General features: G+C 67.9%; 23 protein-coding genes. 6 read left to right on the forward strand and 17 right to left on the reverse strand.

Translation table 11 applies throughout. The features are described from left to right. Window positions 1-413 precede the first annotated feature (413 nt). From F6X51_RS27845 to F6X51_RS11335, 4 genes are all read right to left on the reverse strand, one after another. Entirely contained in the window at window positions 414-563 is a 150-nt protein-coding gene (locus F6X51_RS27845; RefSeq protein ID WP_191970081.1) for a hypothetical protein, read from the reverse strand. A gap of 37 nt (window positions 564-600) precedes the next feature. Continuing rightward, window positions 601-861 carry a hypothetical protein gene (locus F6X51_RS11325; RefSeq protein WP_150963656.1) on the reverse strand — a complete coding sequence of 87 codons (261 nt, stop codon included), beginning with the start codon at window positions 859-861 and terminating at the stop codon, window positions 601-603. Between the two features lie 258 nt (window positions 862-1,119). Next, window positions 1,120-1,311 (reverse strand): hypothetical protein, encoded by a 192-nt coding sequence (locus F6X51_RS11330; protein ID WP_150963658.1) that lies wholly within the window; start codon window positions 1,309-1,311, stop codon window positions 1,120-1,122. A gap of 160 nt (window positions 1,312-1,471) precedes the next feature. Continuing rightward, a complete protein-coding gene (locus tag F6X51_RS11335) occupies window positions 1,472-1,771 on the reverse strand; it encodes a lipocalin-like domain-containing protein (RefSeq protein ID WP_191970082.1) in 300 nt (99 codons plus the stop codon). A 331-nt stretch (window positions 1,772-2,102) separates the two neighbouring features. Here F6X51_RS11335 and F6X51_RS11340 point away from each other — a divergent pair, with 331 nt between their 5' ends. Beyond that, a complete protein-coding gene (locus F6X51_RS11340; protein WP_150963662.1) occupies window positions 2,103-2,366 on the forward strand; it encodes a hypothetical protein in 264 nt (87 codons plus the stop codon). A gap of 159 nt (window positions 2,367-2,525) precedes the next feature. Here the strand turns inward: F6X51_RS11340 and F6X51_RS11345 are convergent, their stop codons facing one another. The 3 genes from F6X51_RS11345 to F6X51_RS11355 form a co-directional block, all read right to left on the reverse strand. Continuing rightward, a complete protein-coding gene (locus F6X51_RS11345) occupies window positions 2,526-3,518 on the reverse strand; it encodes a DUF808 domain-containing protein (RefSeq protein WP_150963664.1) in 993 nt (330 codons plus the stop codon). Window positions 3,519-3,672: 154 nt separating this feature from the next. Then, window positions 3,673-3,930: a DUF6894 family protein gene (locus tag F6X51_RS11350; protein ID WP_150963666.1), complete on the reverse strand. Its 258-nt coding sequence runs from the start codon at window positions 3,928-3,930 to the stop codon at window positions 3,673-3,675. A 353-nt stretch (window positions 3,931-4,283) separates the two neighbouring features. Next, window positions 4,284-5,366 (reverse strand): HD-GYP domain-containing protein, encoded by a 1,083-nt coding sequence (locus F6X51_RS11355; protein ID WP_150963668.1) that lies wholly within the window; start codon window positions 5,364-5,366, stop codon window positions 4,284-4,286. Window positions 5,367-5,714: 348 nt separating this feature from the next. On the opposite strand from F6X51_RS11355, the gene F6X51_RS11360 reads away from it, so the two are divergent. Then, on the forward strand, window positions 5,715-6,083 hold the full coding sequence (locus tag F6X51_RS11360; protein WP_150963670.1) for a hypothetical protein: 369 nt from the start codon (window positions 5,715-5,717) through the stop codon (window positions 6,081-6,083). 102 nt (window positions 6,084-6,185) lie between these two features. Here F6X51_RS11360 and fdhF read toward each other — a convergent pair whose 3' ends face one another. The 9 genes from fdhF to oxlT form a co-directional block, all read right to left on the reverse strand. Further along, window positions 6,186-9,152 (reverse strand): formate dehydrogenase subunit alpha, encoded by a 2,967-nt coding sequence (gene fdhF, locus F6X51_RS11365; RefSeq protein ID WP_407658509.1) that lies wholly within the window; start codon window positions 9,150-9,152, stop codon window positions 6,186-6,188. 103 nt (window positions 9,153-9,255) lie between these two features. Further along, window positions 9,256-10,974, reverse strand: a complete 1,719-nt coding sequence (locus tag F6X51_RS11370; protein ID WP_150963672.1) for an NAD(P)H-dependent oxidoreductase subunit E — start codon at window positions 10,972-10,974, stop codon at window positions 9,256-9,258. Window positions 10,975-11,506: 532 nt separating this feature from the next. Further along, complete coding sequence (locus F6X51_RS11375; protein WP_150963674.1) at window positions 11,507-11,821, reverse strand: hypothetical protein; 315 nt, start codon at window positions 11,819-11,821, stop codon at window positions 11,507-11,509. Between the two features lie 476 nt (window positions 11,822-12,297). After that, entirely contained in the window at window positions 12,298-12,450 is a 153-nt protein-coding gene (locus F6X51_RS27850) for a hypothetical protein (RefSeq protein ID WP_191970083.1), read from the reverse strand. A 373-nt stretch (window positions 12,451-12,823) separates the two neighbouring features. Next, window positions 12,824-13,516 carry a GntR family transcriptional regulator gene (locus F6X51_RS11380; RefSeq protein WP_150963676.1) on the reverse strand — a complete coding sequence of 231 codons (693 nt, stop codon included), beginning with the start codon at window positions 13,514-13,516 and terminating at the stop codon, window positions 12,824-12,826. A gap of 283 nt (window positions 13,517-13,799) precedes the next feature. Further along, a complete protein-coding gene (locus F6X51_RS11385; protein WP_150963678.1) occupies window positions 13,800-14,732 on the reverse strand; it encodes a methionyl-tRNA formyltransferase in 933 nt (310 codons plus the stop codon). A 205-nt stretch (window positions 14,733-14,937) separates the two neighbouring features. Next, window positions 14,938-16,215, reverse strand: coding sequence for a formyl-CoA transferase (gene frc, locus F6X51_RS11390; RefSeq protein ID WP_150963680.1), 1,278 nt, complete (start codon window positions 16,213-16,215; stop codon window positions 14,938-14,940). 135 nt (window positions 16,216-16,350) lie between these two features. After that, window positions 16,351-16,608, reverse strand: coding sequence for a hypothetical protein (locus F6X51_RS11395; RefSeq protein WP_150963682.1), 258 nt, complete (start codon window positions 16,606-16,608; stop codon window positions 16,351-16,353). 360 nt (window positions 16,609-16,968) lie between these two features. Continuing rightward, window positions 16,969-18,255, reverse strand: coding sequence for an oxalate/formate MFS antiporter (gene oxlT, locus F6X51_RS11400; protein WP_150963684.1), 1,287 nt, complete (start codon window positions 18,253-18,255; stop codon window positions 16,969-16,971). A 198-nt stretch (window positions 18,256-18,453) separates the two neighbouring features. On the opposite strand from oxlT, the gene F6X51_RS11405 reads away from it, so the two are divergent. From F6X51_RS11405 to F6X51_RS11415, 3 genes are all read left to right on the forward strand, one after another. Next, window positions 18,454-18,657: a hypothetical protein gene (locus tag F6X51_RS11405; RefSeq protein WP_150963686.1), complete on the forward strand. Its 204-nt coding sequence runs from the start codon at window positions 18,454-18,456 to the stop codon at window positions 18,655-18,657. 192 nt (window positions 18,658-18,849) lie between these two features. After that, the gene (locus F6X51_RS11410; RefSeq protein ID WP_150963688.1) at window positions 18,850-19,116 is read left to right on the forward strand and encodes a hypothetical protein; all 267 of its coding nucleotides are present in this window, start codon (window positions 18,850-18,852) and stop codon (window positions 19,114-19,116) included. A 73-nt stretch (window positions 19,117-19,189) separates the two neighbouring features. After that, entirely contained in the window at window positions 19,190-21,007 is a 1,818-nt protein-coding gene (locus tag F6X51_RS11415; protein WP_150963690.1) for a DEAD/DEAH box helicase family protein, read from the forward strand. 7 nt (window positions 21,008-21,014) lie between these two features. On the opposite strand, the gene F6X51_RS11420 is transcribed toward F6X51_RS11415, so the two are convergent. Then, a complete protein-coding gene (locus F6X51_RS11420; RefSeq protein WP_150963692.1) occupies window positions 21,015-21,320 on the reverse strand; it encodes a hypothetical protein in 306 nt (101 codons plus the stop codon). A 171-nt stretch (window positions 21,321-21,491) separates the two neighbouring features. Here F6X51_RS11420 and F6X51_RS11425 point away from each other — a divergent pair, with 171 nt between their 5' ends. After that, window positions 21,492-21,914: an FKBP-type peptidyl-prolyl cis-trans isomerase gene (locus F6X51_RS11425; protein WP_150963694.1), complete on the forward strand. Its 423-nt coding sequence runs from the start codon at window positions 21,492-21,494 to the stop codon at window positions 21,912-21,914. Window position 21,915: the final 1 nt, after the last annotated feature.

Raw genomic sequence — 21,915 nt, forward strand, 5'->3', positions numbered from 1 at the left:
ATGCAGAGATGGATGGCCAGGGCGGCCGGCGGCACGAGCCAGCGGTTGAACCCCGGCTTGGCAACGATGTGCTCGCGCGACAGCCAGCTCGGCGCGGGATGCGCCGACGTACGGATTGCGGTGGTTTCCATGGTGTCCTCCCACGGCGACCGTTGCCCGGTCTTCCGGCCGATGCGGAGGCATAGCAAGGGCGGGCGGCCACGCCTACCGGACCCCACGGCCAGGGCGTGCGTTTCATCCCGGTTGTCACAGGTGATTATTTTGCAAGGACGCCCTGCGTCGGCGTCCGCCGCGGCATGCCGCAATGAAGACCGGGCGTCGAGGGGCAACTGACGCGGTCAGCGCGTCGACGATCTCGTGCCGCCCGTGCGGGTGGACGCGCCGGGGGATCGGAGCCGCCGCATGCGGGAGCCTCAGTGCAGGCCGAGCAGGAGCAGCGGGCCGGTGGTCGCGGCCGACAGGATCATCAGGAGAATGTCGTAGGGCCGCGCACTGAGGCCCCGGATGGCCATCAGGCCGGTGCTCAGCAGGGACACGGCCAGGAGACTGGATTCGGCAAGCATCACGGTGGCACCTCGGGCTTGGCTTGTGGGGGACGGCTCAGCGGGTTTGCAGGAGCGCCATCAGGGCATCGGTTGTCCGCTGCAGGCGCGTCCGGACCCTGCTGGCAGCCGGCGGGATGTCGCACAGGCCCTCGAACAGCAATTCCTCTTGGAAGGCGAACCGGATCAGGACCGCCTCGATGTCGCCGCGGGAGGGGGGCGGGCCGACCTCTCCTCGAGATTGGTCACGGTGCCACGCGAAGGCGAACGTCCCGGCATCGGCAAACCTCGTCGGCAGAGTCCCGGCGCCCGCCGTCACCGGCAGTCTCGAACTCCTTCGTCTCGCATGGCTGCAGTTAAGTCGTATCGGGTTAATGAAACCCGACCAATTCGCGATTTGCCAGTCATCGAAGGTAAGGGAATGCGCATCCGTAGCAAGTGTACTGGAGATCCGCGCGTATCGATTCGTACCTTGATGCACGCGGGCAAGGCAAAGCTTGCTTTTCGGAGCAGGCGCCCGGAGTGACCATGCTGGGTGAGGCGGGATCGGGTCCCGTGTCGGACCCGTGGGCCTGAGCTAGCGGATCGCCGCCCCCTGCAGGCTCCTCGCGAAGTCGTCCGGCGTGTAGCGCTTCCCGCTGGAATCGCGGATCTGGACGTTCTGCGAGGTCGCGCTGAGCGTCCGCGCCCGCTTCAGGACCTCTCCGACCGATTCGTAGGCTTCGGAGAACGGCCGGCCATTGATTTCGGTAATGATGACGAGTGCCATGGGCGTGCTCCTTGGGGCAGCGGCCCTGTGACGGAAGAACGCCGCTCCGCGCCGAACTGATCCGCAGGCTCATGCTCCGCCCGCCGCAACCTGCGGGTTCCCTGCGTGGCACCGGCGAAGCCTGCCCACGGGGCGGCGCAGAGGCCGCGAGGCGGGGCGGCTACGTCATCTTTTCCCAGACGAGGGTCAGGACTTCCGATTTCCCCTCCTGGACGGACATCCGCGGCATCGTCGTGAAGACGAGCTTGCCGTCCCGGACCTCGATATCCCGGGTAACGCTGTTTCCGGTCCAGAATTCGTTCCAGGATGTATCGATCTCGTGCATCACCGAGTTGCCGCTCAGCGAAGAGGTGCCGGCATAGGCCCACATGGCGCGAAACAACCGGACGCGGTCGGCATCCCTCAATCTCGTGGCGTCGCCGACATTCGGGCGGTCGTTGCTGGTCGCGACCGCGATCACACGCCCATCCGGTCGGCCGTTCCGCGGCCGTCCCGCGCGGCGTACGGGACCGCACCGGATCTGGAAGTGTTGATGGTTTCTGGAGTATGTCTTTCCCTGCGTTGCTGGGGCTTGTCAATCGATGTCTGGCTTTGTACCTCAGATTAGCCTGACTTTATCGTTGATGCTGCTGCAATTTGTATTCGCCTTTATTTTGGCGTGGATCGCCAGCTAGGCCGAGATTGCGCCCGAGGTCTGCTCCGGGCTGGTCTCAAGCGGCATCACGCATCAACGTCAAATCAGCACCGATGCTGGTCGAGAGCGAACAATTACGCCGGGAGAACGCTTCCACATGTCACAACGCGTCGTTGCTGATGATCTTTATCCGCCACAGGTCCGCCGAGCTCTTGCCGATTGTGCCGACGGTGCACGCATCTCTACGCTCAAGGCCGAGGAATACCTGAAGCTTGCAAAGGGCGAGCGCGATGATTCGGTCTACGAGGCGTGCCGCTCGATGCACCGCTTCTACAATTCGATGCACGCGTTCTTCCTCGAGGAGGAGCGCATGATCGTCGGCGCCATGCGCTCTCGGGAGGGCGCCGCCGCGGCGGCCTGAGAGGCCGTTGCGCGCCCCGCAGGCGCGACCAGCCCGACCCTCAACCCTCAGCACGAGACCATGACGGAGCGCCCGGTTTGCGGGGGGACCATCGCGCCCCGCGGCCGGTGTTGCCGCTGTCGTTGCGCAAACGCAGGCAGGCCGCCCCGCGGGCGCGCCTCAGGCCGCCTTCTCGCGAAGCTGCGAAACCCCCTTCCAGGCCGGGACGAGGACGTGGCTCGTCACCGGGATCAGCAGGCCGCCGACGACGAGCCCGACGAGGCCCGAACCCGCCGCGGTGACGAACCACGCGACGATGCCGCCGGCCGGAGACACCGCATCCGCGGCCCACGCGCCCGCCTCGTGAATGGCGTGGCCGAGCCAGGGCAGCCCGTAGGCCTCCAGGCCGTGCACTAGGATGCCACCGCCGACCCAGATCATCGCCGCCGTGCCCACGATCCCGAGGAGCTTCAGGAAGACCGGCATGCCCTTGACCAGGGCGCGGCCGAAGCCGCGGATCAGGCGGCCGAGGACGGCGGGGGCGGTGCTCCTCGCCATGGCGACGCCGGCATCGTCGGCCTTCACGATCAGGGCGACGCAGCCGTAGACCGCGACCGTGATCCCGATCGCCACGATCGCCAGCACCACCTCCTTGGTCCAGAACCCGCCCTCCGGCACGGCCGCCAGGGTGATCGCCATGATCTCGGCCGAGAGGATGAAATCGGTCTTGATCGCGCTCGCCACCCGGCGATCCTCGAGGGCCTGCCCGCTCTCCGCGCCGGCCTCGATCTGCGCCTCGTGGGCGTGGGCCTGATGCGGGACCAGGGCCTCGTAGACCTTCTCGGTCCCCTCGTAGCAGAGGTAGGCGCCTCCGAGCATCAGCAGCGGCGTGATGGCCCAGGGTGCCAGGGCCCCGAGCGCCAGGGCGCCCGGCAACAGGAACATCAGCTTGTTGCGCAGTGAGCCCGCGGCGATTCGGCCGACGATCGGCAATTCACGCTCGGCCGCGAAGCCCACTACGTAGCGAGGGGTGACCGCGGCGTCGTCGATGACGACGCCCGCCGCCTTGGCGCCGGCCCGGGCCGCCTGCCCGCCGACGTCGTCGAGGGAGGCCGCCGCCATCTTGGCCAAGGCCGCGACGTCGTCGAGGAGCGCGATCAATCCGATGCTCACGGGAAACCCTTCTCCTGCCGCCCACCCGCGCAAGCCCGGCTGTCCGGCCGCAGATCGCTCGCAGGAAAGACGGATGGGAGCGGGATTTGATCCGGGCGCCCCGACGCCTGGATGCGGCCGGGGACGCGAGACCGTCCGCCGCGGTCCGCGCGCCTCAGGCCGCCGCGGTCTGCTCGGCGGCGAGCCAGGAGGCGGAGAGCTGCAGGGAGGCGGTCATCACGACCTGATCCGCCTGGTTGCGCACGGCGATCCGCAGGTGCTGCCCGAGATAGCGCTGCGGGTGGTCGGCCGCGATCTCGCAGAGGGCCTCGAGCGCTTTTCGCGAGACCGCGTCCTTGTCAGGACAATCCGCTCCCTCGTCGTCATGAGTCGTTAATGAAGAGCCAAGGAAGTCAAAGAAGTATCGGGCCATGGGATGACCTCTCACGATTGATTCGTGCTGGGACGGGGATTGTGCGAGACGGCCCGCTGGGCCGGGTGTGGGATTCACTGTATGATCAACAATGCAGTTGAACGCAATATCCCCAAGAGGTACGTCGGAGTACCTTGAGGCTAGCGGGCGGCGCTCTGCAACAGTCTAGAATACTCAGTCCTGGCCGGAAAATCGTTCAGGCGGCAACATCTTGAGCCCAACTCCTCAACCGCCCTTGCGGCGGTGAAACAGGCGCCATCCCACCTGCACGGCATCGCGTCGCGTGCTGAAAGGCACCGCTGTGCCTTTGCAGCCACGCTTGGTCCGCGGCCGGATCGCGACCGGTGATTCCGTCAGAGCCAGTCCGTCGCCGTCGTACGGGCGATGATGGGCGCGAAGGCGTGCATCAGCGTCCGGTCGAGTTCCCCCCGCATCCCCGTCATCACGGTGACGGCCTCCGTGATGCCGAGGGGCGCCCGGTAGGCGCGGCGCTCGGTCAGGGCCGAGAAGATGTCGCAGATCGTCACGATGCGCACGAGGTCGGTGATCGCGGACCCCGCGAGCGCGTCCGGATAGCCGCTCCCGTCGAGCTTCTCGTGGTGATGGCGGACCACGTCGATGATCTCGGGCTCGAAGCCGCCCTGGGCGATGAGGAGGTCGGCCCCGAGGGCGGCGTGGTCGCGCATCAGCGCCATCTCGTCCCGGGTCAAGCCCCCGGGCTTGTTCAGGATCGCGGCCGGGATCTTGGACTTGCCGATGTCGTGCAGGAGCGCTGCCTTGGTGAGGCGATGGTGGTCGTCGCGGCTGAGGGCGATCTCGTTGCCGAAGGCCGCCGCGTAGCCGGCCACGCTCAGGGTGTGCTGGTAGACCTGCGCGTCGTGCTTCCAGATGATCTCGAGCCAAGCCCGGATGCCGGTCTCCGAGATCGCGTCGAGCACCGTCTCGGTGCCGCGGTCGGCCTCGGCCGGCCTCAGGGGGGCACCGGCGGCCGCAGTGAAGAACATGTCCGTCACGACGCCGGTGGCCGCCACCGCCCGCGCTTCGAGGCGCTGCGCCTTCGCGGAGCAGGCCCTCGCCGCTACGGTGATCATCTCCAGGACCTTGGCGAGGATCGTGTCGCGCGGGGTCGTGGCTGGCAGCACGCGGTGATTCTCGGGGAGGTCCCCGGTGCGGCCCTCGCGCATCCAGGCATTTCGCAGGAGAGTCAGGCAGGGCACCGCCCCCGCGCTAGTGCGCTGCGTCAGGGCGGCGATCGCCGCGGCATTGTCCGGCCGGGCCTCGTCGACATCGACGATGACGAGAAGGGGACGCTCCTCCGGCAGGCTCGCGCCGGGGGGCAGGCACGTGCAGGTCACCATCCGCTCGACGCCGCTCGCCAGGCCCCGCATCTGCGCCTGCCGATCGGTGATGAGGAGAACGAAGGAATCCTGCATCATCGCCAGCGATCGGGCCCAATCGTGAGCCAAGTGCCAGTGCCCCTTCGCTCGGTAAACGTCGGCCTGACTCTACCGGAAAATTTGTAAGGCAATCGTTTCCGTCTGGTTCATGACGAGTACCGCCCTGCGTCGTCCAGGGCGAAAGCATGATTTGAGGATAGCCCTCCCCATGTCCCGGAAAAGAGGCCCTTGCTCGAAACAGAGTCGTCGTCGCGATCTCGGGCAGGTCTGCCTTCAACGCTTGTAACTGCGCAGGTTGCAATCACGCTGTCCGGTCGACGACCCAGGGTGCCGTCGTAAAGCTTGGGGTTTACGAGGGATTAGCGAATTCACGCGATCTTGCGCGACATGACGATGCTCTTGCACACCATCGATCCCGTCCGGGATGTCTTCGAGTTCAGCACGGGCCCGCAGGAGCAGGTCGCCGCGTCCGCCGACGCGGCGATCCTCCCGGGCCAGGAGCGGAGCGATCCGATGTGGAGCGGCCGCGCCTTCCGGCGCCGCCTGCTGCACTGGGCGGCCGCCCAGGTCGCGGCGACGGCCTGCCTCACCACCTGCGTCGCCTACGCGATGGCGCCCGCGGCTCTGAAGCCCCTGCCGGAGCCGTTGACCTACGCCCTGCGCCTGAGCGGTGAGAGCGCGCCGCCGGCTCCGCTCCCGGCCTCCTTGAACGACGGCTTCCGGCTGCGCCTGAGCTTCGTCGACGCGGGCGAGTGAGGCGCGGCGCCGAGGGGGCACCGCCCTCGCGTCGAGCAGCGTCAGGACGACGAGCGATCACCGAGCGCCCCGCGGACCTTCCGGTCCACGGGGCGCTCGCATTCATTCGGCGGCGATCTGCGTCGGCACCACCGAGGAGACGCGGGCGGCGCAGAACTTGAACTCCGGGATCTTGCCCATCGGATCGAGCGCCGGGTTCGTCAGGAGGTTGGCGGCGGCCTCCGCGTAGCAGAACGGCATGAAGATCATGCCGACCGGCACGTCGCGGTCGGAGCGGACCTTGACGTTCACGGCGCCGCGCCGGGTCTCGAGGCGCATCGTGTCGCCGGGCTCGAGCCCGAGCCGGTGCAGCTCGCGCGGCGCCATGAAGGCCATGGCCTCGGGCTCCAGCGCGTCGAGGATTCCGGCGCGCCGCGTCATCGAGCCGGTGTGCCAGTGCTCCAGCACGCGGCCCGTCGAGAGCACCATCGGGTACTCGGTGTCGGGGATCTCATCCGGGGGCACGATGTTGGCGGGCACGATCTTGGCGCGCCCGCTCTCGGTCGGGAAGCCGGCGTAGAAGATGATCTCGTTGCCGGGCTTGTCCGGCGCGTCGACCGGGTAGGTGACGGCGCCCTCGCGCTCCAGGCGCTCCCAGGTGATGTTGTTCAGGGACGGCATCACCTGCGCCATCTCGTTGAAGATGTCGGCCGGGCCCTTGTAGGTCCAGGACAGCCCCATCCGGTTGGCGAGCTCCTGGATGATCCACCAATCCTGGCGCGCCTCGCCGGGGGGCGGCACGACGGGCCGGGCGATCTGCACGCGCCGGTCCGTGTTGGTGAAGCTGCCCGCCTTCTCGGCGAAGGCCGAGGCGGGAAGCACCACGTCGGCGTGGAAGGCCGTCTCGGTGAGGAAGAGATCCTGCACCACGAGGTGGTCGAGCATCGCCAGGGCGTGGCGGGCGTGGTTGAGGTCGGGGTCCGACATGGCCGGGTTCTCCCCCTCGACGAACATGCCGCGGATCGAGCCGGCATGGATCGCCCGCATGATCTCGACGACGGTGAGCCCCGCCTTGCGGTCGAGGGACTGACCCCAGAAGTTCTCGAACAACTCCCGCACCGCCGCCTTCTCGACGGATTGGTAATCCGGGTAGACCATTGGGATCAGGCCGGCATCGGAGGCGCCCTGCACGTTGTTCTGGCCGCGCAGGGGGTGGAGGCCCGTGCCGGGGCGCCCGATCTGGCCCGTGGTCAGGGCGAGCGCGATCAGGCAACGGGCGTTGTCGGTGCCGTGCACGTGCTGGCTGACGCCCATGCCCCAGAAGATCAGCGAGGCGCGCGAGCGGGCATAGAGTCGGGCGACGTCCCGCAGGGTCTCGGCGTCGATGCCGCAGACGGGCGCCATCTTCTCGGGCGTGAACTCCTGGATGCGCTCCTTCAGGGCGTCGAAGTTCTCCGTGTAGCCGGCGATGTACTGCTCGTCGTAGAGGCCCTCCTCCACGATGACGTTCAGCATCGCGTTCAGCATCGCCACGTCCGAGCCCGGCTTGAAGGCGAGGTGCTTGTAGGCGTGCCGCGACAGGACCTGCCGGCGCGGATCCATGATGATCAGCTTGGCGCCGCGCTCCTTGATGGCGTTCTTGATGAAGGTCGCGGCGACCGGGTGGTTCACCGTCGGGTTCGCCCCGATGACGACGATCACCTCGGCATCGAGGGCCGCCGAGAACGGGGCCGTCACGGCGCCGGAGTTCAGGCCTTCCATCAGGGCCGCCACCGAGGAGGCGTGGCAGAGGCGCGTGCAATGATCGACGTTGTTCGAGCCGAAGCCGAGGCGCACGAGCTTCTGGAAGAGGTAGGCCTCCTCGTTCGAGCCCTTGGCCGAGCCGAAGCCCGCGAGGGCGCGGGGCCCGTGCGTGTCGCGGATCTGCTTCAGGCCGCCCGCGGCGCGCTCCAGGGCCTCCTCCCAGGTCGCCTCGCGGAAATGGGTCCAGGGATTGGCCGGATCGACCTGATCGTTGGCGTCCTTGGCCACGTTGTCGAGGCGGATCAGGGGCTTCGTCAGGCGGTGGGGATGGTGGACGTAGTCGAAGCCGAAGCGGCCCTTGACGCAGAGGCGGTTGTGGTTGGCCGGGCCGTCGCGACCCTCGGCGTAGACGATCGTCTCGTCCTTGACCTTGTAGGAGAGCTGGCAGCCGACGCCGCAATAGGGGCAGAGGCTGTCGACCTCGCGGTCGGGATAGACCGTGCGGGTCTGGTTGTCGTCGAGATAGGCCGCCGGCATCAGGGCACCGGTCGGACAGGCCTGGACGCACTCGCCGCAGGCGACGCAGGTCGACTGGCCCATCGGGTCGTCGAAGTCGAACACCACCTTGGCCTCGGCCGAGCGGTAGGCCATGCCGATGACGTCGTTGACCTGGACCTCGCGGCAGGCGCGGACGCAGAGGTTGCACTGGATGCAGGCGTCGAGATTGACGCTCATGGCCGGGTGGCTGACATCGGCCTCCCAGCGCTCGGAGGCCGGGAAGCGGCTCTCGCTGATCCGGACGTGGTCGGCCTGATGCCAGAAATGCGAATCCGGGTCGTGCGAGGTCTCGCGTGCCGGCTGGTCGGCGACGAGGAGCTCGAGCACCATGGCGCGGGCCTTCTCGGCGCGGTCGCTGTCGGTCTTCACCTTCATGCCGACGCCGGGCACGCGCTTGCACGAGGCCGCGAGCACGCGCTCACCCTCGATCTCGACCATGCAGGCGCGGCAATTGCCGTCCGGCCGGTAGCCGGGATCGGGCTTGTGGCAGAGATGGGGGATATGGTTGCCGAGGCGCTGGGCCACGGCCCAGATCGTCTCGCCGGGCCTCGCCTCGACGGTCTCGCCGTTCAGCTCGAACATCACGCCCGGGATGCCGGCCGGGATGTTCTTGAGGCCGAGGGTGCCGCTCGCGACCGGCCCCGCCTGCCCGCCGGACTTCGATCCTTGCGCGTCAGAGCCGCCGGACTGCGCGCCCGCGCCTTGACCGCCAGCATCCTGCGGGCCCGTCGGCGCCTTGACCAGGGGATCGGTGCCGCTCGGGTTGCTGTTCTGGGTGCCGCTGCTCATCAGGTTTCGCTCCCACTCCCGGGTTGGCCCCAGGGAGCCCTCTGTCTTCATGGACCGCCGCGGACGGCGGCCTTGGGTCGGGCGACGTCGCTCGTGGTCCCGCCTACTCGGCCGCCATCGGGCGCGGGGCCGGGAACAGGTCGGGGAAGTACTTGATCACGCTCGACAGCGGGTTCGAGGCCGCCTGGCCGAGGCCGCAGATCGAGGCGTCGCGCATGCATTGCGAGAGCTCCCCGAGGAGTTCGGTGTCCCAGATGCCGTTCTCCATCAGCATCCGGGCCTTCTGGGTTCCCGAGCGGCAGGGCGTGCACTGCCCGCAGGACTCGTCCTCGAAGAAGCGCATCAGGTTGAGCGCCGCGCCCTGGACGTCGTCCCGGTCGGACAGGATCACGACGGCGGCCGAGCCGATGAAGCAGCCGTACTTCTCGAGGGTCCCGAAATCGAGCGGGATGTCTCCCATCGCGGCCGGCAGGATGCCGCCCGAGGCGCCGCCCGGCAGGTAGGCCGCGAAGCTGTGGCCCTCGGCCATGCCGCCGCAATGCTCGTCGATCAACGCCTGCACGGTGATGCCGGCCGGCGCGAGCTTCACGCCCGGCTCCTTCACCCGGCCCGAGACCGAGTAGGATCGCAGGCCGACGCGGCCGTTGGCGCCGTGGCTCTTCCACCACTCCGCCCCGCGCTCGATCAGGTCGCGCACCCAGAACAGGGTCTCGACGTTGTTGATCAGCGTCGGGCGGCCGAACAGGCCGACCTGGAACGGGAAGGGAGGCTTGTGCCGCGGCAGCCCGCGCTTGCCCTCGAGGGATTCGATCAGCGAAGATTCCTCGCCGCAGATGTAAGCCCCCGCGCCGCGGCGCAGATGGAGCCGCGGACCGCCCGGGGGAAGCTTGGCGATCTCGCGGGCCAGGATCTCGCGGGCGATCGGGTACTCGTCGCGGATGTAGAGGTAGACGTCGTCCGCCTCGACCACGTGGGCGCCGATCAGCGTGCCCTCGAGGAAGCGGTGCGGATCGGTGTTGAGATAGAGTTGGTCCTTGAAGGTGCCGGGCTCGCCCTCGTCGCCATTGACCGCCATCAGGCGCGGCCCCGGCTCGCCGCGGACCGAGCGCCACTTGCGGCCTGTCGGGAAGCCCGCGCCGCCGAGGCCCCGGAGCGACCCGTCGTCGAGGACCTGCAGGACGTCGTCCACCGTGAGATCGCCCGCGCGCAGGCGTCCCAGGGTCTCGTAGCCGCCGCCCGCCACGTAGGCGTCGTAATCGACATAGTCCGGCACATGCGCGTGGGTGTCGCCAGCCTCCACGGCGGCCTTGACGCTCGCGACGTCCGCCCGATGCAGGAAGTTATGGCCGACCTCGACCGCGGGGGCGTGGTCGCAGAGACCAACGCAGGGCGCCCGCACCACGCGCACGCCCGCCCCGAGCTCCGCCTGGAGCGCGGCGAGGAGCGGCTCGGCCCCGTGCATCGCGCAGGTGATGCTGTCGCAGACGCGCACGGTGAGGGCGGGGATCGCGGTGTCGCCCTCCTTCACCACGTCGAAATGCGCGTAGAAGGTCGCGGTCTCGAACACCTCCGCGAAGGCGAGACCCATCTCGTCGGCAAGCGCGCCGAGATGGGCCGCGCTGATCTGCCCATGGGTGTCCTGGATCAGGTGCAGGTACTCGATCAGGAGATCGCGCTGGCGCGAGGCGCCGCCGAGCAGCGTTTCGATCTCGACCTTGGCTGTCGGATCGACCTGACGGCCCTTCGGCACCGGTCTCGCCCGGTCGCGTCCACGGCCTGGATGGTCGAACCGCTGGACGCGGGAGATATCGTGCTGGCTCATCCCGCCACTCTAATCACTGGCATACAAAATACAAGTTTCAGCAAGGTCGCGACTCTGGGGTCTCGTGACGCCGAAGCGCGCCGTTGCATTGTGCAGTGCAGAAAAACCGTTCCATCACGCTGAACGTTTTCTGCCCGGCGGCATAGCACGTGTTTTCAGGTGCGAGAAGTTTCCGACGAACCGCCTCCGAGGATCTTTAAGGATGCGGTCGCATGCCCGCCGCATCTTCAGGATTACGGCAATGCTGCAATATTTCCTTTTGCGGTGCCAAAAATCCGGCACGATGATGCAGGATTTCGGGCCGATATCGCTCGAAGAGGAGTTTAGAAGGGTTGAAACGTGCGAAACGGGCACGTGCGAACGATAGAATTTTAATTCGCACGCCCTCCCGGCTGACCGTCAGGGCCGGTTCCGGCTTCTCACAAGCCCGTTTGGCCCGTCAGGCCAGACTTTCGCGAATGCCTGGTCCCACCGCTGCGCATACGTCCGGTGTTGGAAAATCCGGGTCGTAGTGTTCGGGTCGAACTTGCCGTCACTGGCCACCGAACGAGCGCAGCGGACGGCCGGCTTCGGAGCGGTAGGCCATGTCGGCATGCCCCGAGGCATCCGTCGTGACGAGGCGCGGCCCCGCAACGGCCTCGAGGGCGAGTTCGAAGGCGTCGAGGCTCCCGTTCACAGCCTCGATCCTGGATGGATCGAGTGCCCCTTCCGGAAGGTCGAGGGCGGCGAGATCCGTCCGGACGCGGCTGGTCAATTCGGGGGTGAGCGGTGGCTTCGTGTCTGCCGCGTAGGCGCTCGCGATGATCGCGGCCCAGGACGTCTCGGCTCGGGCAGGCTGACCCGTCATATGCTCATGCTCCCCTCAGGCTCCGCGACCGACCGTGCCGACAGGATGCGGCCGGTCATTCGGAAGATCCCTCAACGCCGGAAGGCGAGGGGTTGATCCGCGAAGCTGCCGGAAGGAGCAACCAGGTGCTCGATGTCAGGCAGACGATCGGCAGATTATTCGATCGTATCCCGTAGGACCTGAGACTGCCGATCTTACATTGTGCAGTGCAACTAAAGAAAAACGCGCCCCTGGGGGAGGGCGCGCTGAAGGTAGTCCCATGTCTCAGGAAGGACGAATCGATGCTAACATCACAGTATACCAAATACCAGAGTGTCGGACCGCGAATCTCTTGGGATTTGCTGCCCTGTCCGTGCGCCGGCCCGTTACGACCCTGAACGCGCGGGACGTGCCGCAACCGGGACATTCGCCCAATGCCACGACGCCTTCGGATGCCTGGACGGTGCCGATCTCGAACCCACGTCGCGCGCGCCGGCTCAGGCGATGCCCGCGTAGCGACCCGCGGGGCTCAGATCCTTGCTGTCGCCCGCCGCTTGCGAGGCCTCGGTGAGGTGATCGGCCAGCATGACGAGGAGCAGCGCCTGCAGGCTGGCGCAGGCGAGGAAGGCGGCGGACAGGGTGAGGATCATGGTGGGCTCCCGGAGAGCATGTTGCGATGCAATGGATCGCATGGTGCCCTGCAGTATGGAATGCCAAACACCACATGCCATTCATGTGCGAGCCGCATAGGGCGCCGTTCCGGAGCGCCCTGCATGAGATGAGCGCATGGCGTTCGGCGGGGCAGTTCGCGCTGCCCTGATCGGAAATGTTTGCGATCCGGAGTGGGCCAGCGTTCCGAAACGATCCGGCACCCCGCCGCTTCGAAGCGATATCGACGAGAGATCAGCCAGAGACCAAGGTCCGGCAGATCGACCGCAGACAAGCCGGATCACCACGTCTCGTACCCGGCGATCGATGCGCCGCGGCGTGTCCCGAGCGATCGGCAGGGGCTGCTGCGAAAGGCTACTCGAGGTAGTCGCCGTACTGGTGCACGTGCGCCGCGAGACCAAGGCCGTGCTCGCGCACGAGGCGCTCGGCGAGATCGTCCCTGCGGGCCTCCAGCGCCTTGATGATCTGCACATGCTCCCTGATCGACTTCTCGGCCCGCTCGCCCTGGCGCAGGGCGGTGTTGCGGATGCCGCGCACATGCATCAGCAGGTTGCTGGAGAGGTCCTGAATCACCTCGCACTGTCCGAGCGAGATGATGGTCTGGTGGAAGCGGATGTTGGCGTCCGAGTACTCATCGATGTGCTCGGAGGGCTTGCCCTCGTAGAACTCGGGGAAGATCTCCCGCAGGGATTTCAGCTGCGCATCGGTCGCGCGCTCGCAGGCCAGGCGCGCCGCCATGCTCTCCAGCGCCGCCCAGGCGTGGATCATGCCGACGATCTCCTTCTTGGTCTTCTTGATCACGAACACGCCGCGTCGCGCCTCGGAGCGGACGAAGCCCTCCTGCTCCAGCACGGTCAGCGCCTCGCGCACGGGGGTGCGGCTGACGCCGAGATCCTGCGAGAGCTTGCGCTCGTCGAGACGCACCTCGTCGGGGCGTCCGTAGATGTCCATCTTGGTGATCGCCGCCTTGAGCGCCTCGTAGGCGAGCGTGCGCAGGCTGGAGCTGGCCACGATCGGCGTAATACTGAACTGGTCGCTCTTCACCATCACATCACCCAATAACCGTTCCGAGCCTCGCTCCGGTTCACGCCCAAGCCTCGGTCGCCGAGACCTAGCGCAAAGCTGCCCCGACTCCTAGCCGTCGGGCTGCCCGCGGCGCATCCCGCTGTGGTCGGCGGACCGTTCCGGCCGGGCCAGCGGTTCCGCCGCAAGGAGTGCGCGCCAAGTTTATGAAGAAATATTGGTATACCAGATACCCAATGTCAAACGACCCTGATCGCCCCAGCAGGATTGAGTGTGAAACGGGCGCTGTCTCCGGCGCGACGCGCCTTCAGCCGCCCAGGATCGTGCCCTGGCTCAGGGCGCCGGATTGCGCGAGCTCGGCCGCCGAGACCTTCTTGCCGCCCTCGAGCTTCAGCTTGAAGATCTCGATCTGACCGCCCTGCGCGGTGACGCGGATCGACTGCTCGCCGACCTCCGTCACCTCGCCGATCTTGCCCCTGACGGCGCCGATGGTGCGCACCGAGTGCTTGCGGGCATCGAAGATCTGCAGCTTCTGGCCGTTCAGGGTCGTCCAGGCGCCCGGCGCCGGATTGGCGGCCCGGATGATGTTGTAGATGTGATCGACGTGGTTCGCCCAGTTGATCGCGGATTCGCGGGCGCGGAACCAACCCTCGTAGCTCGCCGCCGCCTCGTCCTGGGCGATCTCGACGTGCCGGTCGGTCACCACGAGGTCGGCCGCCTCCAGCATCGCCTCGACGCCGAGGGGGAAGAGCCGGTTGAAATAGACCTCGCCGATCGTGTCGTCGGGCGCGATCTCGCAGGTCTTCTGCAGGATCACCGGGCCCTCGTCGAGGCCGTCGGTCGGGCGGAAGATCGACAGCCCGGTCCCCGTCTCTCCCTTGGCGATCGGCCAGTTGATCGAGGAAGGGCCCCGATATTTCGGCAGCAGGGAGGGGTGATACTGGATGGTGCCGTGGGTCGGGATGTTGACGAAGCTCTGCGGCGCGAACTGCAGCACGTAGGCCATGATGCCGAGATCGGCGTTCAGGCTCCGCATCGCCTCCTCGGCCTCGGCGCTCTTCAGGCTCGGGAACTGGAAGACCTGCAGGCCCTTCTCCAGCGCGGCGACCTTGAGCACGTCCGGCCGCGCGCCTTCCTTCTCGGGGGCGCAGAACACGCCGGCGACCTCGTCGCCCCGCGCCAGGAAGGCCTCGAGCACGGACTTGCCGAAATCCTGCTGACCGATGAATGCGATGCGCATGAAGGGCTCCGAACCTGTTCGGGTGTGACCGGCGGACGGTGGAAACGCCGACGGTCCGGGGCGCCGCGGGCGGCCCCGGAATCCAGACACTCAGGCAAAGCAGGCTGGAGCGCCACCCGTGGTCTCGATTCCGGGCCCGGCCGAGGCACCCCGGAACGACGGGATCGCGGCGGCCTCCGGTCCGGGGACCGGGGGCCGCGAAGGATCACTCGGCGGCGATCTTCTGCACAGCCCCGATGGCGCCGGAGCCGGAGATCTCGAGGATCTCCTCGTCGGTGTACTTGAGGACGTCGCGCAGGATCTCGTCGTTGTGCTCGCCGAGCAGCGGCGAGCGCGCCACCTCGGAGGGGCTCGCCGAGAGCTTGATGGGGTTGCCGACCGTCAGGTACTTGCCGCGCGTCGGATGATCGACCTCGACCACCGTCCCGGTCCGGCGCAGCGCGTCGTCCTCGGCGATCTCCTTCATGGAAAGGATCGGACCGCAGGGGATGTCGTACTCGTTGAGGATGTCCATCGCCTCGAACTTAGTCTTCGTCATCGTCCAGGCTTCGATGCGGGTGAAGATCTCGTTGAGGTGCGGCAGGCGCGCCTTCGGGGTCGCGTAGTTCGGGTCCGACTTCCAGCCCGGCTCGCCGATGATGTCGCAGATCGGCTCCCAGACCGCGGCCTGGGTGATGAAGTACAGGTAGGCGTTCGGATCGTTCTCGTGGCCCTTGCACTTCAGGATGCGGCCGGGCTGGCCGCCGCCGGAATCGTTGCCCGCGCGCGGGGTGGCGTCGCCGAAGGGCACGCCCTCGCCGAACTGGCTGTACTCGTGGAGCGGGCCGTGGGCCAGGCGCTGCTGGTCGCGCAGCTTCACCCGGCAGAGATTGAGCACGCTGTCCTGCATGGCGCAGTCGACGCGCTGGCCGAGGCCCGAATGGGTGCGGTGGTAGAGGGCCGTGACGATGCCGAGAGCGAGGTGGAGGCCCGTGCCGGAATCACCGATCTGGGAGCCCGTCACCATCGGGAGGCCGTCGCGGAAGCCCGTGGTCGAGGCCGAGCCGCCGGCGCATTGCGCGACGTTCTCGTAGACCTTGCAATCCTCGTAGCGGCCGGGGCCGAAGCCCTTCACCGAGGCCAGGATCATGCGCGGGTTGGCCTCGTGGATCTTCTCCCAGGTCAGGCCCATGCGGGCGAGGGCGCCGGGAGCGAAGTTCTCGACGAGGACGTCGCACTCCTTCACGAGGCGCCAGAGCACCTCCTTGCCCTTGGGGTTCTTCGAATCGAGGGTGATCGAGCGCTTGTTGTGGTTCAGCATCGTGAAATAGAGGCTGTCCACGTCCGGGATGTCCTGGAGCTGCTGACGCGTGGCATCGCCGGCTCCGGGACGCTCGACCTTGATCACGTCGGCGCCGAACCAGGCCAGAAGCTGGGTGCAGGTGGGGCCGGATTGCACGTGCGTGAAGTCGAGGATCTTCACGCCTTCGAGAGCCTTGTCCATGGGTTACTCTCAGTCCTGAACGAGTGAACGGGATGCCGGCGCCACGCCCGGTCTTCGGGCTTGCGGGGCGTCGCACGGCAGGTCGGCGGTGACCAGGGCGGGGCCCGGCGCGTGGTAGGCGGTATATCCTATGACTTATACATCGTCTGGTTTCAGGTGCCAGACGTCGGCCCGCACGGGGATATTCGGGATCGCGGCGCATTCGGACCGGTCGCGTAGCCCGATCCTGGGCCTGTCGCGGATGCTGCGGCGCGGCGCGTCCGCGGCGGCGCGCGCCCGGACGCGGAATTCCTGTTCCATGGCCATTTCCTCCGGTTCGCACGCGCGATGGCCTCGCGCGGCGTCGTGTGCGCGCCGCGTCGATTCGACGTCGTCCGCGTGGGTCTCAAGCATCGGGGAGGGCCTGGCGGGTTCGTCAGACCCGCGCGAGGGCAGCCTCGTGCGTCTGGCCGGGCGCGCTCGATCCTGCGGCAAGACGCTCGCGAAGGCCCCGCCCGGTCGGCCCATCGAGCGCGGCGCAAACCGGAAAGCCGGTTCGCGCACGATCGAAATCTGGCATACCAGATACCAAGTGTCAAATCTGAAATTTGTCACTGCAGCGCTTCCGCCCGGCGCCGCGCGAGTGTCGCTGAAAATGCGCGCAAGATCGAGGCGCGGCGCCACCGGTCCGGACACATCGACGGCGGCGGACCCCTCGGGATCCGCCGCCGCAGGGTCGGCTGCTCCTGGAAAAGGCGAGGCCGGGGGCCGGGGTCAGGCCGCCCGGGCGGAGTTCGGACTGAGCACGGCCCCGGCGGGCTCGGCCGTCAGATAGCGAGTGCGCAGGGGCTTCAGCACGAACAGGGCGAGCATCGCCGCCACCGCGTTGAGGCCGATCACCATCGCGAACACCGCCGACCAGCCATAGGCGGTGGAGACCAGGCTCGCGAAGGGCACGAGGAACGAGGCGGTGCCCTTGGCGGTGTAGAGCATGCCCGCGTTGGTGGCGGCGTATTTCGACCCGAACGTGTCGCCGCAGGTCGCCGGGAACAGCGAGTAGATCTCGCCGAACACGCCGAAATACACGGCTGTCGCCAGGATGAAGACGATCGGGCTGTGCCCGTTCGAGATCAGCAGGATCACCGCGAGGGCCGCGATGCTGAAGGCGATGAACATGGTGTTCTCGCGGCCGATATTGTCCGAGACGTAGCCGAAGAAGGGGCGCCCGAACCCGTCGAAGATGCGGTCGAGGGAGATCGCGAAGGTAAGCGCCGCCATCTGGAAGCCCAGCATGCTGACGGGAACGTCCGCGACCTCGAAGTCGTGGGCAATCGGCCCGATCTGTGCCGCCGCCATCAGGCCGCCCGCCGCCACCATCACGAACATGGCGTACATCACCCAGAAGACCGGGGTGCGCACCGCCTCGCGCGGCGTCCGGTCGAACTGGGCCTGGGGCAGGCGCAGGGTCTTGCGCTGCACCGGCGCGGCCACCGAGGGCTTGCGCAGGAAGAAGGAGAGCAGGATCACCACGCCGCCCTGGATGATCCCGAAGGTCAGGAAGGCCGTCTGGTAGCCGCTCGCGGCGATCATCTTGGCGATCGGCACCACGGTGAGCGCCGCGCCGGCGCCGAACCCGGCGGCGGTGGCGCCCGCCGCGAGGCCGCGCCGGTGCGGGAACCACTTGAGCGCGTTGCCGACGCAGGTGCCGTAGACCGAGCCTGCCCCGATGCCGCCGATCACCGCCGCGAGATAGAGCAGCGGCAGGGACGACGCGTAGGCGTCAAGGATCCAGGCGAGCCCGATCATGACGCCGCCGAAGCAGACCACGATGCGCGGGCCGTACTTGTCGACGAACCAGGCCTCGATCGGCACCAGCCAGGTCTCGGTGGCGACGAAGAAGGTGAAGGCCAGCTGGATGGCCGCGCGGCCCCAATGGTACTGGGCGTCGATCGGATCGACGAAGAGCGTCCATCCGTATTGCAGGTTGGCGATCATCGCCATGCAGAGCACGCCGAGGGCGAGCTGGCGCCACTTGGCCGACGGTGGATCCTGACGTTCCATCCCTGATTCCTTTTTTGGCGACCCGGGGGCCGTTCCCGCAAGGATGGAACAATCGTCTCTGGTATGCAATATTCCAAACACGCATCTGATGCGTTTTTAATCCACTCCCTCCGAAAAAGATTTGGTGCCAGGAGTCCGGCACCTCTCCGAAACATCCATCGCAGGCCGACACGGCCCTCCACCTTCCGGACCCGAACCATGAACATTCCCGCAGTCCTGGTCCTGCAGAGCGTCCCCTTCGCCGGTCTCGCCATCGCCCAGACGGAGCGTGGCCGCGACGAGCTCACCGTCCTGCTGGTGGTCGCGCTCGGCCTGCTGTCGTCGCTGATCGCGTTCTACCCGGATGGTTCGGAGGCCTCGCGCATCATCCTCGACACGATCAGCCGGGCCTACCAGAGCTGAGGCTCCCGCTCGCCGGACGGGTCCCGCGAAGTCTCTGACGAGGGTTCGGGCCGCGCGATGTTGCGATGAACTCCGGCACGGATCCCCCGAGACCTGCCGGATCGGGGCGGAGCGGGTCTTGGCAGGCAGGCCTTCGCGGTCCATTCTTGCCGCAAGAGCCGGTCAGACCGGCCGAAACTTGGAGGTTCGCCCATGCTTGCCAGCAGCCGCTTGGTAAAATCCGCCTGGATTGCGGTCGAGGTGACCCGGGAGCGCGCCGAGCGCGTCCTCGTGGTCGAGACCTACATCGCGGTCAGCCCGCTCGAGCAGAACTACGACGCCGGCCAGTACGAGAAGGTGGTCGCCTGCGTCCGCAGCGTCCTCGAGAAGAACCCCGATATCGACCGCGCCTCGATCCTGAGCATGCACCGCAGTTCCGGCTGCGCCAGCCTGTTCCGGGCGGAGCCGGCCGCCGCCTGAGCCGCATCGCCGCGCGCCTCCGGGGTGCGAAGGGTGGGGATCGCGGCACGCTTCAACGGACAGGCGAGGGCCGATGCCGGTGACGAGCGCGACGACGGAGCATGAGACGTCCGACCTCGGCCCCTGGCGGCCGGGCATCGAATCCGCGCTGCCGCGGGCTTACCTGCCCCTCGCCACGATATACCGGCCGGAAAACGTCTCGACCCGCCTCGAGGACGCTCTCGAGCTCGGCAGCTTCTCCGGCCTGCCCCTGCAGGATCTCGCGGCCTTCCGGCCCGAACGCCTCGCCGTGCACGAGCTTCTGATCCGCGTGATGGCGGATCTCTCGGTGCCGGTGGGCGAGAAATACGCCGATCTCGGCGTCAATTTCCGCCGCATCGTCACGACGATCCTGTCGGATTTCATCACCCCGCACGCCCCCGAGATCAGCCGCAGCTTCGAGGCGGTGCGGAGTGAGGCCGAGGCGCTTCTGGAGCGCGAGATCGCCGCCATCCTGTCGCCCGGCCCGGCACCCGCGCCGGACATCCGGAGGGGTTCGTCCTGGCGCGCCTGGCTCGGTCTCGGGGACCGCGCCCCGCCCCCCGTCGCGCCGGTGCGCGAGAGCCTGGAGGAGCGGGCGCAGCGCCACATCGCGGAATGGCGCGCGCGGGAGGCGGCGGATGCGGGCTCCCTCGCGGCCGCGGCCGCGGCGGCCCTTCAGCGCGTCGTCTCGGCGATCATCCGCCACCGGGGCAAGCTCATCGGAGACGCTGCGCTGCTGCGCTCGCTCGCCTGCACCCTCGTGACCAACGATTACGGCAGCCGGCAGATCGGGCGCCTGATCGAGCCCTGGTTCCATGAGGCGGCGGTCCGCGAGGGCTACCACGCGCTCGCGGCGCAGGAACACCCCATCGTCATGAACGTGAAGGGCGCCTCCGCTTCGGGCAAGAGCACGATGCGCCCGCTGCAGCGGGCCCTCGCGGGGCGCATCGGCGTGCAATGGTCCGACTTCGCCGTGATCACCCCCGACATCTGGCGCAAGTACCTCCTCGATTACGATTCCCTCGGGCCCGCGCGCCGCTACGCCGGCACCCTGACGGGCCATGAAGTGGAGGTCGTTGACAAGAAGCTCGACCGCTACATGGCCCGCAAGGCCCGCGAGGGGCGGATGTCGCACCTCCTGATCGACCGCTTCCGCTTCGACAGCTTCAACGCCGATGCCAGCAGCGAGGATGGCAGCCAGCTCCTCACCCGGTTCGGCCATCTCGTCTTCATGCTGTTCATGATCACGCCCCCGGACGCCACGGTGGAGCGGGCCTGGAAGCGGGGCGAGCAGTTCGGCCGCTACAAGGCGGTGGACGACCTGCTCGCGCACAATGTCGAGGCCTATACGGGGATGCCGCGCCTGTTCTTCACCTGGGCGCTCAAGGCGGACAAGCGCGTCCATTACGAGTTCCTGGACAACAGCGTGCCCGAGGGCGAGCGCCCGCGCACCGTGGCCTTCGGGGTCAACGGCGTGATGACGATCCTCGACCTGAAGTTCCTCCTCGACGTCGACCGGTTCCGGAAGATCAACATCGACGCGGACGGGCCGGAGGCGGTCTATCCCGACCCGAGCCAGATGGCGCCCGAGCGCAACACCGACTTCCTGCGCCAATGCGCGCGACGGATGGCGACGATCCGCTTCGCCGAGCACGCCACCGGCCGGGTCTATGCCAGCCTCGACCGGGGCCGCCTGACCTGCCGCGACGGGGCGGCCTACGCGCGGGCGCTGGCGGATCCGGACGTGCGGGCGGCCTTCTCGGCGATCGGCGGGGACCGGCTCTGCGACGAGGCGCCCCCGGCCGCGGCCTCCGAGAACATCAGCCGTGACGAGACCGAGACGCTCGGCGCCTGGGGCGATTGCCGCTGAGGCGTGCTCAGGACTTGCGCCAGGCCTGGAACGCCGCCCACTTCGCCTCGATCCAGCGCGCCGCCCGCTCCATCGGCACCTTCAGGACGGGTACGTCCTGGGCCAGGAGGGCGAGGCCGAGGGGCAGCATCCACAGGCCGAGCACCGGCAGGATCGAGAAGATGCCCCCGAGGATCAGCAGGATCGCCGCGATGACGCGGATCCAGAGCCGCGAGGGCTCGCGCAGCCAGTCGACGGCCCGGCGCAGGTTGTCCGGCATCTTCTCCGAAAGGCGCGTGACGCGGGCATCCCAGTCTTCGGCGGTGACGCTCATCGGATCTCCGGGGCTTCCGTCTCGGCGGCTCGAAGGCCGGAGAACGCGCGAGGGGCCGGGAGGGCTCCGTCCGGCTTCGCCGCGCACGGGCTTCCCGCGGCTGGCGTCCGGGCGCCCGACCTCGTAAGAGGCCCCGCGAAGGTCCGCGACATCGGACCCCTCGGAGGACCCATGCCTCGCTCGATCCTACCCCTTGCCGGAGCCGTGCTGATCGCCATGACCGCTAGCGCCAACGCCGCCGACTACGTCACCCTGCCGTCCGGCCTCAAGTACAAGGACGAGGTCGTGGGCACCGGCCCCGAGCCGAAGGCCGGTCAGAAGGTGACCGTGCAATACACGGGCTGGCTCGACGAGAGCGGCCAGAAGGGCAAGAAGTTCGACTCGTCCCGCGACCGCAACCAGCCCTTCACCTTCACGATCGGCGCAGGCCAGGTGATCCAGGGCTGGGACCTCGGCGTCGCCACCATGAAGACCGGCGGCAAGCGCACCCTGGTGATCCCGGCCGAGCTCGGCTACGGCGCCCGCGGCGCCGGCGGCCTGATTCCCCCGGGCGCGACGCTGATCTTCGACGTCGAGCTCCTCGGCGCCAAGTAGG

Source organism: Methylobacterium planeticum, from assembly GCF_008806345.1.
Lineage (GTDB): Bacteria > Pseudomonadota > Alphaproteobacteria > Rhizobiales > Beijerinckiaceae > Methylobacterium > Methylobacterium planeticum.